Below are 14,263 nucleotides of genomic sequence, written 5' to 3' on the forward strand. Positions count from 1 at the left end.
AGAGAAGCCGCTCGCGATGAGCGAGGACCCCATCGGCGCGCTGCGATCCACACAAGCCAGAGCAAGAGGGTGCCGCCGATCGTCGCCATAGCGGCGAAGCCGATCACGGCTGGAATTATGAATATGATCTCACCGCCCATTCGGGACGTCACCTCGTCGAGCGCTCAAGCCTAGTCCCTGTTGGCTAGGTCATGTCAGCTACATAGCATCGTTATCGTCGTCATAAGCAGACTCGTTCAATGACCGCTAAGTGTCGAAAGGCGAACTGAAGACGGCGTCTGACACAAGACATTCCCGCCCTCCCCTGACCAGACATCCAAGAAAAAGGGCCGACCGGTTTCCCGGTCGGCCCTTCGTCGTTCCCCCCTTTGAGCCTTACGGCCCGGGCGGCTGGACGATCAGTATTTGACCTTCAGCGTCACGCCCCAGGTGCGCGGGGCGCCCAGGTAGGCGTTGTAGGTCGCCGTGTCGGTGGCGATATTATAGTAGGTGCCGTCCGCCTGGGGCGTGGTGGTGTTGGTGAAGGCCGTGCCCTGCAGCGGAGCGGCGAAGCCGACCTGGGTGTATTCTTCCTGCAGCAGGTTCTGGCCCCAGACGTCGATGGTCCAGCGTTCGTCTTCCGACCCGATGGTGATGCGGCCGTTGACGACGGTGAAGGCCTCCTGGTCCTTGTACGGCAGCAGGTCCGAGCCGGTGTTGTAATCGGTCGAATATTTGGCCGACAGATTGAAGCCGCCGCGCAGGCCGCCGCCCAGCGAGCGGTCGAAGGCCAGGGCGCCGGTCAGCGACCATTCCGGAGCGAACGAGGCGCGGGCGCCCGGCAGCAGGGACAGGGCGGGGAAGCGCGCCGGGTTCGACAGGTCGGCGGCGGTGAAGTCGTTGTACTTGGCGTCCGTATAGGTGACGCCGCCCTGGAACATCAGGCCCTCGACCGGGGTGAACCAGACCATGTCGGCGTCGACGCCGCGCGAGGTCAGTTCCGGGATGGATTCCACCACGAAGGCGGTGCCCAGGAAGGTGTTGAGCTGGAAGTTCTCGAACTTCTGATCGAAGTAGGTGACATTCAGCAGCATCGAGCGATTGAACAGGGTCGTCTTCACCCCGATCTCATAGCTGTCCACCGTCTCGGCGTCGAAGAACAGCGAGGCGTCCGGCGTCACCCCCGTCTGCACCCGGTCCATGTTGTAACCCGCGCCCTTGTAGCCCCGCGCATAGGAGGCGTAGGCCATGACGGCGTCGTTGAACCGGTAGGAACCCTTGAACGTGCCGCTGATGTCGGTGTCGCTGAACTTCTCCTGGATCCGGCGATTGTCATAGAACGGGTTCGACCAGGGCAGGCACAGCAGGCCCACAGCCGCGGCCGGGGTCCCCACATTGACGGTGCCGGGAATGGCCGACGCCGCTCGGTTGGCCGGAATCTGGTTCGCCAGGGCGCCGCCGCAGGCCGCGCCATTGCTTCCCAGATTGTCCTGAACCCCCAGCAGACGCTTGCTGTCATAGGTGTAGCGCAGGCCCAGGTTCAGGTCGAAGGCTTCCGTCACCCGCCAGGTGTTGTTGGTGAACAGGGCCACCGACTCCGCTTTCTGGGAATAGTGGTCCTCATAGGCCTTGCCCGCCGCGAAGGTCGGGGCGGCGGCGCTGGGCGCCACGGCGCCGACGACGCAGAGCGGGGTGTTCGGCGCGGCGGCGGTGACCAGGAAGCCCTGCGGATTGGTGAAACAGCCCAGTCGGCTCGGGCTCGGGCCGCCGACCGAAGCCGGCAGGGTCGCCGTCAGCAGGAAGGAGGCGAAGCCGTTGTAGTCCGCGCCGTAGGAATAGGAGTCGTCGCGATAGACGCCTTCCTTGGTGGCGAACAGGCCGACCAGCCAGTCGAACTTGTCCGTCGTGCCCGCCAGGCGGAATTCCTGGGTCAGGTTGTCGACGCCGTAGCCGTTGGACCCGTCATTCTCGCGGTGAAGGATGTCGGCGCCCGTATAGTCCAGGTCCATCCCCTGCTGGAACGACCAGTCGCGCCACGAGGTTTGCGACGTCAGAGTGGCGTTCAGGCTGGGCAGGTCGATGGTGGCTTCCGCCGACAGGCCCATGTCCTCGATCTCTTGAGGCGTCTCGCGGTTCGAATAGGCGGTGCGGCTGAAGGGCACCGTGCCGAAGCCGGCGACGGGCGGTCGCTGGCCGGGGCCGTTCGGCGCGGTCAGGGCGGCGATGAAGGCCTGGGTCGGGCCGACGCGGGTCTGAACCGCCGAGCAGCAGAATTCGTCGCGCTTGGTGTAGTCGGCGATCAGGCGGATCGACACCTCGTCGCTGGGCAGGATCAGCAGTTGGCCGCGACCGGTCCAGTAATCCTGGGTGTTGTCTTCGGTGAGGGTGCGCGGGCCGTCGCCGACGTTGACGTCATAGAAGCCGTCGCGCTCGCGATGCGCCACGAAGATGCGGCCGGCGATCATGTCGCTGAGCGGGCCGGTCGCCGAGACCGAGCCGCCGATGGCGCCGAAGTTGCCGGCGGTCAGTTCGGCCGAAACCGACGGGTCGAACGACGGGCGTTCGGTGATGATGTTGATGACCCCGGCCGAGGTGTTCTTGCCGAACAGGGTCCCCTGCGGTCCCTTCAGCACCTCGATGCGGCTCAGCTCGCCCAGGTCGCCGAAGCCGACCGAGTTGCGCGAGCGATAGACGCCGTCGATCACGACGCCGACCGAGGATTCCAGACCGGGGTTGTCGCCGACGGTGCCGGCCCCGCGGATGCGGACCGTGGTCGAGGCTTCCGACTGGGTCGAGGTCACGGTCATGCCCGGCGTCAGGATCTGCAGATCCTTGATGTCCTGCACCCCGGCGCCGTCAAGCACTTCCTGCGACAGGGTCGTGACCACGATCGGCACGTCCTGCAGGCTCTGTTCGCGCTTCTGGGCGGTGACGATGATGTCGTCCACGCTGGTGGGCGCCTCCTGGGCGGCGGCGATGCCGGCGAAGCCGAACACGGCGGCGCCGACGACGGCGGCGGACACGGTGGTCCGGAGATAGCGGTTAGTGTGGCGCATGAAAGCGTCCTCCCGGCTCTGAAGCCCGGTCACGCGGAGCGCGACCGCAGCGTTTCCTAGTTCCCAATCGACGCGCCTCTGCGTGGAGACGCGTTCAGTACCGCAGAGGCTAAGCCCGCTTGGGCGTGAGCTACAAGCGAGCGTTGTTACCCGCGACGATTTTTCGCCGCAGTTCGGCCTTCCTGTGACAAGGAAGAGACAGAAAACGCTTACGCTAGGTCAGTTTTTGCACCGCAGTCGCGGCTTTCCCGGAGAAATCGGGGGCTATTCGCCCCCGACCTTCGGCCGGGTCCGGCCCGCCAGACCCAGAACGACGGCCGCCGCGACGGCCGACAGGATCGAGCCGCCGATGACGCCCAGCTTGACCTCGACCTGTTTGGGCGAATCGACCGCGCCGGGGAAGGCCAGGACGCCGATGAACAGGCTCATGGTGAAGCCCACGCCGCACAGCAGCGACACCCCATAGACCTGCAGCCAGGTGGCGTCGGTCGGCCGGGCGCCGATCCTCAGGGCCGAGGCCAGCCAGGCCATGCCCAGCACGCCGATCTGCTTGCCGAAGAACAGGCCGAGCGCGATGGCGACGACCAGGGGCGCGAAGGCCTGATCCATCGTCAGACCGGCGAAGGACACCCCCGCCTTGGCGAAGGCGAACAGGGGCAGGACCAGGAAGGCGTTCCACGGATGCAGGTCGTGCATCGCCTCCTTCAGCGGGCTCTGGCGATCTTCCTTGCGGGCCGCGATCGGCACGATCATGGCGAAGGCCACGGCGGTCAGCGAGGTGCTGAGCCCCGACAGGACCGTCAGATACCAGACCGCCGCAAAGCCCAGCACCCAGAAGGGCGTCGGAATGCGGATCCGGTGCGCCACCAGGCCGCCCACGGCGATCAGGCCCAGGGCCCAGAACAGCGGCGCCCAGTTGGCGCCCTCGCTGAACAGGACGGCGATCAGGGCGATGGCGCCCAGGTCGTCGACGATGGCCAAGGTCAGCAGGAAGACCCGCAGCGACGACGGCAGCCCCTTGCCGACGAAACCGAAGATGGCGAGGGCGAAGGCGATGTCGGTGGCTAAGGGAATGGGCCAGCCCGCATGGGGCGCTCCCATCGTCGCCGACAGCAGCAGATAGACGGCGGCCGGCCCGGCCATGCCGCCCAGGGCCGCCAGCACCGGCGTCGCCAGCTTGCGCGGGTCGCTCAGTTCGCCGCGCACGATCTCGTATTTGATCTCCAGCCCCACGACGAGGAAGAAGATCGCCATCAGGCCTTCCTTGATCCAGTCGGAGATCGATTCCTCCAGCCGGATCGGACCGATCTGAAGCACATGATAGCTCTTCAGCCAGGTGAAATAGTCCGCCGACCAGGGCGAGTTGGCCACCAGCACCGCCGCGATGGCCGCCAGGGCCAGGGCCGAGCCGGATGCGGCCTCGGTCTTGAGGAAGTCGAGAGTCAGTTTGCGCGCCACGGCGGCCTCCAGTCGAAAGGATGAGCTGTCGTGACGCCAGGTTATCGACGGGCGTCGGACCGGATTCGCCGCTTCATCGTGTGAAGACGGCGCCGGCCTGGCCGCAAGCGCGGCCTGATGTCTGCCGACAAGAATACGGCATGGGCCCAGAGGTTCAACCGAAACCGTCACCATAGGCGACTTGCGAAACACATGCGGCGGTCGCACCTAGCCCCCATGCCCCCCTCCCCCGCCTATCGCCCCGAAGCGCGCGTCTTCGATCTGGGCCCCGATTTCGCCGACGCCGTCCAGGCGGCCGATTTTCCCCAGGCCGTGCTGCGGTTCCGCAACGACCGCGCCGCCGCGGATGTGGGGCTGGACGGGCTGAGCGACGCCGAATGGATCGCCGCCTTCGGCCGGTTCGAGCCCCTGCCCGGCCAGCCCGGCCCCCTCGCCATGCGCTATCACGGCCATCAGTTCCGCCACTACAATCCCGACCTGGGCGACGGGCGCGGCTTCCTGGCGGCGCAGATGCGCGAAACGCCGCGCGCTCAAGTAACGAGCGACCGCGTCGCGAGTGATAGCGCCCCAGGTCGACTTCTCGACCTGGGAACAAAAGGCTCGGGTCAGACGCCCTGGTCGCGCGGCGGCGATGGGCGGCTGACGTTGAAGGGCGGGGTGCGCGAGGTGCTGGCCGCGTCCATGCTTGAGGCCCAGGGCGTCCCCACCAGCCGCGCCTTCTCGCTGATCGAGACCGGCGAGGCGCTGGAGCGCGGCGACGAGCCGTCGCCGACCCGGTCGGCCGTGCTGGTGCGCCTGTCACACTCCCATATCCGCTTCGGAACCTTCCAGCGCGCCGCCTATCTGGGTCGCGCCGATCAGATCGAGACCCTGATCGAACACGTCCGCACTCTTTATCACCCGACGGTCGCCGCCGGGGACGCGCCCGGCCTGCTGCGCGCCGTCGTCGAGGCCTCGGCGAAACTGACGGCGCGCTGGATCGCGGCCGGCTTCGTCCATGGCGTGCTGAACACCGACAATCTGAACGTCACGGGCGAGAGTTTCGACTATGGCCCCTGGCGCTTCCTGCCCGAATACGACCCGGCCTTCACCGCCGCCTATTTCGACCAGACCGGTCTCTACGCCTTCGCCCGCCAGCCTGAGGCGGTGTTCTGGAACCTGACCCAGTTAGCCGGCTGTCTGAAACTGGTCGCCGAGGCCGAGCCCCTGACCGACGCCCTGAACAGTTTCGGCCCCGCCTATATCCGCGAACTGCGCGCCGCCTTCCTGATGCGGCTGGGCGTGTTGAGCCTGGGCGAGGCGGCGGACCAGAGGCTGGTCGATGCGACCCTGGCCCTGTTGCGGGAAGGCGGCGAGGCCCTGCGCTGGGAGCCTCTGTTCTTCGACTGGTTCGGCGGCTTCGCCTCCTCGGCGCGCGCCCTGTCGGGGCCGCGCGCCAGACTGTACCAGGGCGAGGCCTTCGACGTTTTCCGCTTCGCCCTGATGGAACATGAGCCCGACCGGATCGAACGGCTGGAACATCCCATGTTCGCCGCCCGCGAACCGGAGGAGATGCTGATTGACGATGTCGAGGCGATATGGGCCGCCATCGACGCCGCCGACGACTGGGGGCCGTTCCAGGCCAAGCTGGCGCGGCTGGAGGCCGCCCGCACCGCCTGGGGCTTCACCGCCTGAGCCGAACCTTACGAAAGCTTCATCTCGTTTATCGATAATTTTCTTGCCCGTTTATCGATAAATCCATATCGATAGTCGCCAAGTGTCGCGGAGGGCGACCCAATGGAGGGCTATCGGATGAAACTCGTGGGCAAATATTCGGCCGCCAGCGCACTGCGTTGGCTGTTGGGCTTCTTCAACGTCTTCGTCATGATCGGAGCCGTCGCCGCGGGCGTCCTCCTAGTCGCCAGCATGATCATCGGCGTCGACTGGATGGACGCGCTGCGCGATGGGGCGACGGATCCTGACGGAAACTACGAGCTGACCGGCCGCTTGACCCTGCTGGGCGCCTTCCTGGCCTGCGGCTTCACCTGGTGGATCATCAACCGGCTGCGGCGCATCCTGCTTTCGGTGAACCAGGGCGACGCCTTCGAGTTCGCCAATGTCAAACGGCTCCAGGCCGTCGGTTTCGGCCTGCTGGGTATTCAACTGACCGCCCTGATGCTGTCCATCGTCGCACCCCAGGCCATCGGCCAGTCGGCCTCGGACTATGATTTCGACCTCGGATCCTGGCTGGGGATCCTCGTGGTCTTCATCCTGGCCGAGGTCTTCCGCCAGGGGTCGGCCATGCGCGACGAACAGCTGACCACGGTCTGAGAGACGCGCCATGATCATGATCCAGCTGGACCGGCTGCTGCTCGAACGCCGCATGTCCCTGACCGAACTGTCCGACCGCGTCGGCGTCACCCTGGCCAATCTGTCGATCCTCAAGACCGGCAAGGCCCGCGCCGTCCGCTTTTCCACCCTGGACGCCCTGTGTCGCGAACTGGACTGCCAGCCCGGCGACCTGATCGTCCAGACGCCGGGACCCCAGCCTGAAGAGTCCTGACCGCACGAACCCTGATCGGTCGAAATATCGTCCGAACCCGTTGCAGGGGCGGCGCGAATCGGGTCACTCGCGCCGCCCCTGAAACATAAAGTCATCAACTGATGTCATCGATTGATGTCATCGCCTGATGACAAAAGGCGAAAGGGCCTCTACATCCCCCCTTGCGAACGGAGCCGCTCAATCCGATATCGCAACTGTTACCAATCAGGTCCCTCCCCAATGACCACAACCCATCTGCCCGTCGCCCAGGCCCGCAGCCGCGCCGCCTACAAGAACATCACCCTGTGGACGCTGCAGGGCTGGATCGCGATGTTCTTCATCGCCGCCGGCTACGCCAAGCTGACGGAGCCGATGACCAACCTCATCACCCTGATGGGCTGGCCCGCCGTCGCGCCCGAGAACATGGTGCGCGGCCTGGGCATGGTCGAACTGGTGCTGGCGCTGGGCGTCCTGGCCCCGCTGATCTCGTGGCGCGTCGGACGGCCCCTGCTGCTGACCTCGGCCGCCGGCCTGATCGTGCTGGAATCGACCATGCTGATCATCCACGCCCTCAGCCAGGACATCGGCCTGGCCGTGGTCAACCTCATTCTGCTGGGCTTCACCATCCCGGTTCTGCTGGGTCGCCGCACGGCCTGACCCGCCCCTGAAGATCGATCGCCGGGACCCTCTCCCCCCTCCTGTCCCGGTGTGTCGCGCCCGGAGCCTTCTCCCCCCTGGCTCCGGGCTTTTCTTTGTCTGCCGTCCATCTCGGCGAAAGCTTACCCTTACGCGCACGTAAAGCCTTTCCTTTACGCGCACGTAAAGTTATGGTGCCCGCATGGCCACCGCCGACGATCACCGCACCTATTCCATTCGCCAGCTGTGCCGCGAGTTCGACGCCACGGCCCGCGCCCTCAGATTCTACGAGGACAAGGGCCTGCTGACGCCAGCCCGCAAGGGACAGACGCGCGTCTATGATTCCCGCGACCGCGCGCGGCTGAAGCTGATCCTGAGAGGCCGCCGCATCGGCTTCACCCTGCAGGAAATCCAGGAGATGCTGGACCTGTATGACCGCAAGGATCACAACGTTCATCAGATGGCGGTGGCCCTGCGTCGCCACCGCGCCCAGATCGCGGCGCTGAAACAGCAGCTGGAAGACATCGAAGGCGCCATCCAGACGGCGGAAGACGCCTGCGCCTGGATGGAGTCCAAGCTGGGCGAACACCGGCCGGACCTGCTGCCCGGCGCGGAAGACTATGAGAAGCTGCTGCGCGCACGCCTCAACCACGACCATCACCCCTTCAAAGCGAGAGCCTGACCCATGGCCTATAAGTCGCCCGTCCGCGATTTCACCTTCATCCTGAATGAAGTGCTGGAGATCGACCGCTACACCAACCAGCCCGGCTTCCAGGACGTGTCTTCGGACCTGGTCGGCCAGATCCTGGAAGAAGGCGGCAAGTTCGCCGACGAGGTCATCGCCCCGATCAACAATCCGGGCGACAAGGAAGGCTGCCACTGGTCCGAGGGCGGCGTCGTCACCGGTCCCAAGGGCTGGAAGGAAGCCTACAAGGCCATGTCTGAAGCCGGCTGGATGGCGCTGGCCGCCGACCCGGCCTACGGCGGCCAGGGCATGCCCAGCATCGTCGCCTCGGCCTTCGGTCAGATGACCGCCGGCGCCTCGGCGGCCTTCTCCATGTATCCGGGCCTGACGTCGTCCGCCTACGCCGGCATCCACGCCAGCGCTTCGGACGAGATCAAGGCCAAATACCTGCCCAAGATGGTGTCGGGCGAGTGGTCCGGCACCATGAACCTGACCGAGCCCCAGTGCGGCACGGACCTGGGCATGGTCCGCACCAAGGCTGTGCGCAACGACGACGGCAGCTTCTCGATCACCGGCCAGAAGATCTGGATTTCGGCGGGCGAACACGACTTCTCAGACAACATCATTCACACCGTCCTGGCCCGCATCGAAGGCGCGGTTCCGGGCATCAAGGGCCTGTCCCTGTTCGTGGTGCCCAAATATCTGGTCAACGAGGACGGCTCGCTGGGCGAGCGCAACAGCCTCGAATGCGCCGGGCTTGAGCACAAGATGGGCATCCACGGCAACGCCACCGCAGTGATGCAATATGACGGCGCCAAGGGCTGGCTGCTGGGCGAAGAAGGCCGTGGCATGAACAACATGTTCGTGGTCATGAACGAGGCCCGCCTGGGCACTGGCCTGCAGGGCCTGGCCATCGGCACCGCCGCCTATCAGGCCGCCGCCGAGTTCGCCAAGGATCGCCTGCAGGGCCGCAGCCTGACCGGCCCCAAGAACCCCGAAGGCCCCGCCGATCCGATCATCGTCCACCCTGACGTGCGCCGCATGCTGCTGGAGGCCCGCGCCTTCGTCGAAGGCGGCCAGGCCTTCATCCTGTGGACCGCCCTGCACGCCGATCTGGAGAAGTCGGAAGACGAGGCCGTGGCGACCAAGGCCAAGGACTACATGGGCCTGCTGACCCCTGTGCTGAAGGCCTATCTGACCGACAAGGGCTTCCACGTCGCGTCGCTGGCCATGCAGGTCCACGGCGGTTCGGGCTACACCGAACACTTCCCGGCCAGCCAGTATCTGCGTGATGCCCGCATCACCATGATCTACGAGGGCACGAACGGCATCCAGGCGCTGGACCTGGTCGGCCGCAAGCTGCCGGCCAACGGCGGCCGGGCCATCATGACCTGGTTTGGCGAGATCGACGCCTTTGTGGCCGAGAACGGATCGAACGAGGCGATCAAGCCCTTCGTCGACGGCCTGGCCGACGCCAAGAAGAAGCTGCAGGAAGGCACCATGTGGCTGATGCAGAACGGCATGGCCAATCCGGACAACGCCGGCGCCGCCTCGACCGACTATCTGAACGTCTTCGGCCTGACGGCCCTGGCCTATATGTGGGCGCAGATGGCCAAGGTCGCGCAAGCCCAGGTCGAGGCCGGCTCGACCGACCCCTACTACGCCACCAAACTCCAGACCGGCCGCTACTTCGTCGAGCGCATCCTGCCCGACGCCGGCGCCCACCTGGCCAAGCTGAAGACCGGCGCGGACGTGCTGATGGCCATGCCGGCCGAAGCGTTCTGAGCCTAGACTGACGATGGAACGGGCCGGCTGACTTCGCCGGCCCGTTTTTTCTTTAGACCAGAAGGGCGCGAAGCCCTCGGATCACAGGGACGAAACCGATGAACGTGCTGGGCAGCCCCGACCCCGATTTCATGCGCGAAGAGGAGATCACCCTCTTTTCCGACAGCGTCGGCAAATGGATCGACGAGCACGCCCCGCCCGAGAAGGTCCAGTCCTGGATCGCCAACTCGTCCGTGCCGCGCGAACTGTGGAGCCAGGCCGGCGCCGACGGCCTGTTGGGCCTGTCGATGCCGGAAGAAGACGGCGGCATGGGCGGCGACTATCGGCACGAGGTGGTGCTGATGCGCCAGCTGGGCTGGAAGGGCGCGGACCATTTCGGCATCAGCCTGCACAACGCCATCGTCGCCCCCTACATCTGGCACTACGGCACCGAAGAGCAGAAGGCGCGCTGGCTGCCGCGGCTCCAGTCCGGCGAACTGGTCGGCGCCATCGCCATGACCGAACCGGGCGCGGGGTCGGACCTGCAAGGGGTCAAGACCACGGCGGTCAAGTCGGGCAACGGCTATGTCGTCAACGGCTCCAAGACCTTCATCACCAACGGCCAACTGGCCAACTTCATCATCGTCGTGGCCAAGACCGACCCGGCCGAGGGCGCCAAGGGCACGTCCCTGATCGTGGTCGAGACGGACGGGGCGGAAGGCTTCGAACGCGGCCGCAACCTGCACAAGATCGGCATGGAGGGGAACGACACCTCCGAACTGTTCTTCAATGACGTGAAGGTACCCGGCGACAACATCATCGGCGGCGGCGAGGGCCAGGGCTTCGTCCAGCTGATGCAGCAACTGCCCCAGGAACGGCTGAACATCGCCGTCCAGGGCGTCGCCGCCGCCGAACGCGGGCTGGAGGCGACCCTGGCCTACGTCAAGGAGCGCAAGGCCTTCGGCAAGCGGGTGATCGACTTCCAGAACACCCAGTTCAAACTGGCCGAGGTCAAGACGAAGCTGACCGTCGCCAAGGTCTTCGTCGATCACTGTATCGGCCTGCACCTGAAGGGCCGACTCGACGCCGCCACCGCCTCCATGGCCAAATACTGGGTCACGGACATCCAGGGCGAGACCATCGACGAGATGCTGCAGCTCCACGGCGGCTATGGCTATATGAACGAATACGCCATCGCCCAGCTGTACAAGGACGCGCGGGTGCAGCGGATCTACGGCGGCACCAACGAGATCATGAAACTCTTGATCGCGCGGACGCTGTAACCATTTCCCCCGATCAAATGGGGATGTGACGATGATGGCATGGATCGCAGCCGCGATAATACTGATCGCGGCGCTATTGCTCATGCCCGTGCTGGTGGACAGCATGAAGCGCCGCAGAAGAGGGCCAACCTCCAGCGGCTTTGGCGGCGCCTTGCTCGAACTGCAGAAGATTGTCAGCCCGTCGACGGAGCGATTGGTGGAGGCGCAGCGCGCCAAGACGCTGGAAGAAGCGGGACGGGAAGGGTCGCCGGCGGACGATTGACGCCGACTTGCCAGAATGTACGATATTATGTACGTTCAAACCATGAACGCGATGTCCGTCACCGAACTCCGTAAAAACCTCGCTTCGGCCATCGACCGGGTGACGGCGGATCACGACTACACCATCATCACCCGCGAGGGCGGCAAGCCTGCGGCGGTGTTGATGTCCTTAGAGGATTTCGCCTCCTGGCAGGAGACGGACTATCTGCTGCGCAGCCCGGCCAATCGCAAAGAACTGATGGCGTCCATCGCCGAGCTCGAAGCGGGCGGCGGTGAAGTGCGCGAGCTTATCGAGTGAATGTCGTCTTCTCTGGCCGCGCTTGGAATCAATATCTCCACTGGCAGGAAACCGACCGAAAGCTTGTCGCCAAGATCAACGCCCTGATCAAGGAATGCTCCAGAACCCCGTTCACGGGATCGGGCCTGCCCGAGCCGCTGAGAGGCGACCTGAAGGGGTGGTGGTCCAGACGCATCAACCAGGAACATCGCCTCGTTTACCGCATGACCGAAACCGGCTTGGAAATCATCCAATGCCGCTATCACTATTGAGCCGATGATACGTTTACATGTGAAGGGCGATATCAAAGCCGCCGCCCCCGTCGCCCCCACCCTCGACCAATCCCGCTATCTGACCCAGGTCATGCGGCTGAAGCTCGGCGACGAACTGCTGGTCTTCAACGGCCGCGACGGCGAATGGCGCTGCACCATCGCCGAAGTGCTGAAAAAGGGCGTCATCCTGCGCGCCGAGGAACAGGTGAGGCCCCAGACCCTCGGCCCCGATCTGGAGCTGATCGTCGCCGTGGTGAAGAAGGCCCGGGTCGAGACCATCGTCGAGAAGGCCGCCGAACTGGGCGCGCGGCGGGTGCGGCTGGTCCTGACCAAGCGGACCAACGCCGACCGCATCCGCCTGGACCGGCTGGACGCCATTGCGGAAGAAGCCGCCGAACAGACCGGCCGCATGGACGTGCCCCCCGTCGACGATCCCATCAAGCTGGACGCCCTGCTGGACGGCTGGGAGGCCGGCCGCCGGCTGATGTTCTGCGACGAGACGGGCGGCGCGCCCGCCGGGTCCGCCTTGCGCGAAGCCGGAGAAGGCCCCTGGTCCATCCTGATCGGCCCAGAGGGCGGCTTCTCGCCGGAAGAGGGCGAACGGCTGCGCTCCCTGCCCTTCACCACCGCCGTTTCCCTGGGCCCCCGGATCCTTCGGGCGGACACCGCCGCCATCGCCGCCATGACCCTGTGGCAGGCGGCCGTGGGCGATTGGGAACGCTGATCCTCAAACCTTGGGCAAGGCGTAGCGGGTCGCGGTCCATTGCTCGGACACGGCGCAGGATTTGGAATCGCGATAGCCGGCGTCGCGCAGACGCTGACGCACCGCCGCGTCTCCAAACCCCTTGCCGCCCTTTGGATAGACCAGCCAAAGCGCGGTTCCCGGCCGGCGGCGGTGGTCCGTCAGCACCGTCTCCAGCACCGCGTCGGACTCCACGACGGCCAGAGCCATGTCAGCCTGCGCCTCTTCGGCGGCCGCTTCGCCGATGGCTTCCACCAGGGCGGGATCGTCGACCGGAGTCAGCAGCCATACCGAACGTCCCGAGGTCAGGCCCAATTTTTGCGCCAGACTGGGCGGTGGTTTCAGCAGGGCCTCGGCCCATTTGCGAGCCGTCAGAGCGCCCAGGAACAGCCGCACCATCTCGCCGTTGACCGTGAATTGGAGAACCTCGTCCGCGACGCTGACGCCCGACACATCCGCAAGGGCGTAACGCCGACGGATATCGCCGCGCAGAACCATCTCGCGCGCTTCCAGCAGGACGCGAACCTCCCCCGCGTCTCGGCCGACCTCAGCCTGCGTCAGCGCCTCACGTCCCATCGTCGCCCTCCAACAGCCGCAAGCTTTCGACGACCGCGGCCAAGGCCGGGCGATCCGCACGATAGAACCAAAATCGACCTCGCTTCTCCAAGGTCAGGAGACCCGTCTTGCGAAGCACCTTCAAATGTTCCGACACGCTGGCGAGCGCTAGGTCCGACAAGGCGGCCAGGTCCCCTGCGGATCTTTCCTGATCCAGACAGGCTTTCCAGAATCGCCGGCGGTCGGGATGCGCCAAGGCGCGCAAGCCTTCGTCAAGCGTTCCGTCGTCCAGCTTCACGCCTGGATCAGCGTCATCAGATTGCCGGCGGGGTCGCGAATTTGGGCCTTCTTGACCCAGCCGTTGTCGGTCAGCGGCATCACGACCTCGCCGCCCGCCGCCACTGCGGCTTCAAGGGCGGCGTTCAGGTCGGGCGTCGCCACGCCGAGCGTCAGACTGGCCGTCTGCGACTCGACCAGGGCGCCGTCCAGGGTCGGCGTCTTGAGCTGACTGTAGCCGGGCCCTCGCGGCGCGACCGTCCAGCCCAGAACCGCGCCGTAGAATGCGCCCAGGACACCGATATCCGGTCCAGCGATATCAATATGACAGACCGCGTTCGCGGTCCGCAGATTCCCAGTTTGCCCGACCATAGCCCGCCCTCGTTCTTTCATCGCATTATTTCGTAATAATCCGAAATGTAAACCCATGCGAGCGCCCCCCTTGAGCCAGCCCCCAACCTCGCCCATCTAGCCGCGACACACGGTCGCTCACAGATG

At 65.6% G+C, this 14,263-nt stretch carries 16 protein-coding genes; 11 read left to right on the top strand and 5 right to left on the bottom strand.

Annotated elements, in window-relative coordinates; genetic code table 11:
* Window positions 1–398: 398 nt before the first annotated feature.
* Entirely contained in the window at window positions 399–3,035 is a 2,637-nt protein-coding gene (locus tag GGR11_RS14925) for a TonB-dependent receptor (RefSeq protein ID WP_183198247.1), read from the bottom strand.
* Window positions 3,036–3,299: 264 nt separating this feature from the next.
* Window positions 3,300–4,493 (bottom strand): Na+/H+ antiporter NhaA, encoded by a 1,194-nt coding sequence (gene nhaA, locus GGR11_RS14930; protein WP_183198249.1) that lies wholly within the window; start codon window positions 4,491–4,493, stop codon window positions 3,300–3,302.
* Between the two features lie 216 nt (window positions 4,494–4,709).
* On the opposite strand from nhaA, the gene GGR11_RS14935 reads away from it, so the two are divergent.
* The 11 genes from GGR11_RS14935 (at window position 4,710) to GGR11_RS14985 (ending at window position 12,916) form a co-directional block, all read left to right on the top strand.
* A complete protein-coding gene (locus GGR11_RS14935) occupies window positions 4,710–6,167 on the top strand; it encodes a protein adenylyltransferase SelO family protein (protein ID WP_183198251.1) in 1,458 nt (485 codons plus the stop codon).
* Window positions 6,168–6,284: 117 nt separating this feature from the next.
* A complete protein-coding gene (locus tag GGR11_RS14940) occupies window positions 6,285–6,803 on the top strand; it encodes a DUF2975 domain-containing protein (RefSeq protein ID WP_035310772.1) in 519 nt (172 codons plus the stop codon).
* Window positions 6,804–6,813: 10 nt separating this feature from the next.
* Window positions 6,814–7,035: a helix-turn-helix domain-containing protein gene (locus tag GGR11_RS14945; RefSeq protein WP_183198255.1), complete on the top strand. Its 222-nt coding sequence runs from the start codon at window positions 6,814–6,816 to the stop codon at window positions 7,033–7,035.
* A 219-nt stretch (window positions 7,036–7,254) separates the two neighbouring features.
* The gene (locus GGR11_RS14950; protein ID WP_183198257.1) at window positions 7,255–7,671 is read left to right on the top strand and encodes a DoxX family protein; all 417 of its coding nucleotides are present in this window, start codon (window positions 7,255–7,257) and stop codon (window positions 7,669–7,671) included.
* Window positions 7,672–7,852: 181 nt separating this feature from the next.
* On the top strand, window positions 7,853–8,332 hold the full coding sequence (locus GGR11_RS14955; protein ID WP_008261152.1) for a MerR family transcriptional regulator: 480 nt from the start codon (window positions 7,853–7,855) through the stop codon (window positions 8,330–8,332).
* Window positions 8,333–8,335: 3 nt separating this feature from the next.
* Window positions 8,336–10,120 (top strand): acyl-CoA dehydrogenase C-terminal domain-containing protein, encoded by a 1,785-nt coding sequence (locus GGR11_RS14960; RefSeq protein WP_183198259.1) that lies wholly within the window; start codon window positions 8,336–8,338, stop codon window positions 10,118–10,120.
* Between the two features lie 98 nt (window positions 10,121–10,218).
* Entirely contained in the window at window positions 10,219–11,382 is a 1,164-nt protein-coding gene (locus GGR11_RS14965; protein ID WP_183198261.1) for an acyl-CoA dehydrogenase family protein, read from the top strand.
* A gap of 31 nt (window positions 11,383–11,413) precedes the next feature.
* On the top strand, window positions 11,414–11,644 hold the full coding sequence (locus tag GGR11_RS14970; RefSeq protein WP_183198263.1) for a hypothetical protein: 231 nt from the start codon (window positions 11,414–11,416) through the stop codon (window positions 11,642–11,644).
* A 51-nt stretch (window positions 11,645–11,695) separates the two neighbouring features.
* Window positions 11,696–11,941, top strand: coding sequence for a type II toxin-antitoxin system Phd/YefM family antitoxin (locus GGR11_RS14975; RefSeq protein ID WP_246331923.1), 246 nt, complete (start codon window positions 11,696–11,698; stop codon window positions 11,939–11,941).
* Window positions 11,938–12,192, top strand: coding sequence for a Txe/YoeB family addiction module toxin (locus tag GGR11_RS14980; protein ID WP_183198265.1), 255 nt, complete (start codon window positions 11,938–11,940; stop codon window positions 12,190–12,192). Before GGR11_RS14975 ends, GGR11_RS14980 begins: the two co-directional genes overlap by 4 nt.
* A gap of 4 nt (window positions 12,193–12,196) precedes the next feature.
* Complete coding sequence (locus tag GGR11_RS14985; protein WP_183198267.1) at window positions 12,197–12,916, top strand: 16S rRNA (uracil(1498)-N(3))-methyltransferase; 720 nt, start codon at window positions 12,197–12,199, stop codon at window positions 12,914–12,916.
* A gap of 3 nt (window positions 12,917–12,919) precedes the next feature.
* Here GGR11_RS14985 and GGR11_RS14990 read toward each other — a convergent pair whose 3' ends face one another.
* From GGR11_RS14990 to GGR11_RS15000, 3 genes are read right to left on the bottom strand one after another with little or no spacing between them, the layout of a single operon-like run.
* Complete coding sequence (locus GGR11_RS14990; RefSeq protein ID WP_183198269.1) at window positions 12,920–13,510, bottom strand: hypothetical protein; 591 nt, start codon at window positions 13,508–13,510, stop codon at window positions 12,920–12,922.
* A complete protein-coding gene (locus GGR11_RS17040; RefSeq protein WP_183198271.1) occupies window positions 13,500–13,787 on the bottom strand; it encodes an ArsR/SmtB family transcription factor in 288 nt (95 codons plus the stop codon). Before GGR11_RS17040 ends, GGR11_RS14990 begins: the two co-directional genes overlap by 11 nt.
* On the bottom strand, window positions 13,784–14,137 hold the full coding sequence (locus GGR11_RS15000) for a VOC family protein (RefSeq protein WP_183198273.1): 354 nt from the start codon (window positions 14,135–14,137) through the stop codon (window positions 13,784–13,786). The genes GGR11_RS17040 and GGR11_RS15000 overlap by 4 nt, the downstream gene beginning before the upstream one ends.
* Window positions 14,138–14,263: the final 126 nt, after the last annotated feature.

This window comes from Brevundimonas mediterranea (assembly GCF_014196125.1).
GTDB classification, from domain to species: Bacteria; Pseudomonadota; Alphaproteobacteria; order Caulobacterales; family Caulobacteraceae; genus Brevundimonas; species Brevundimonas mediterranea.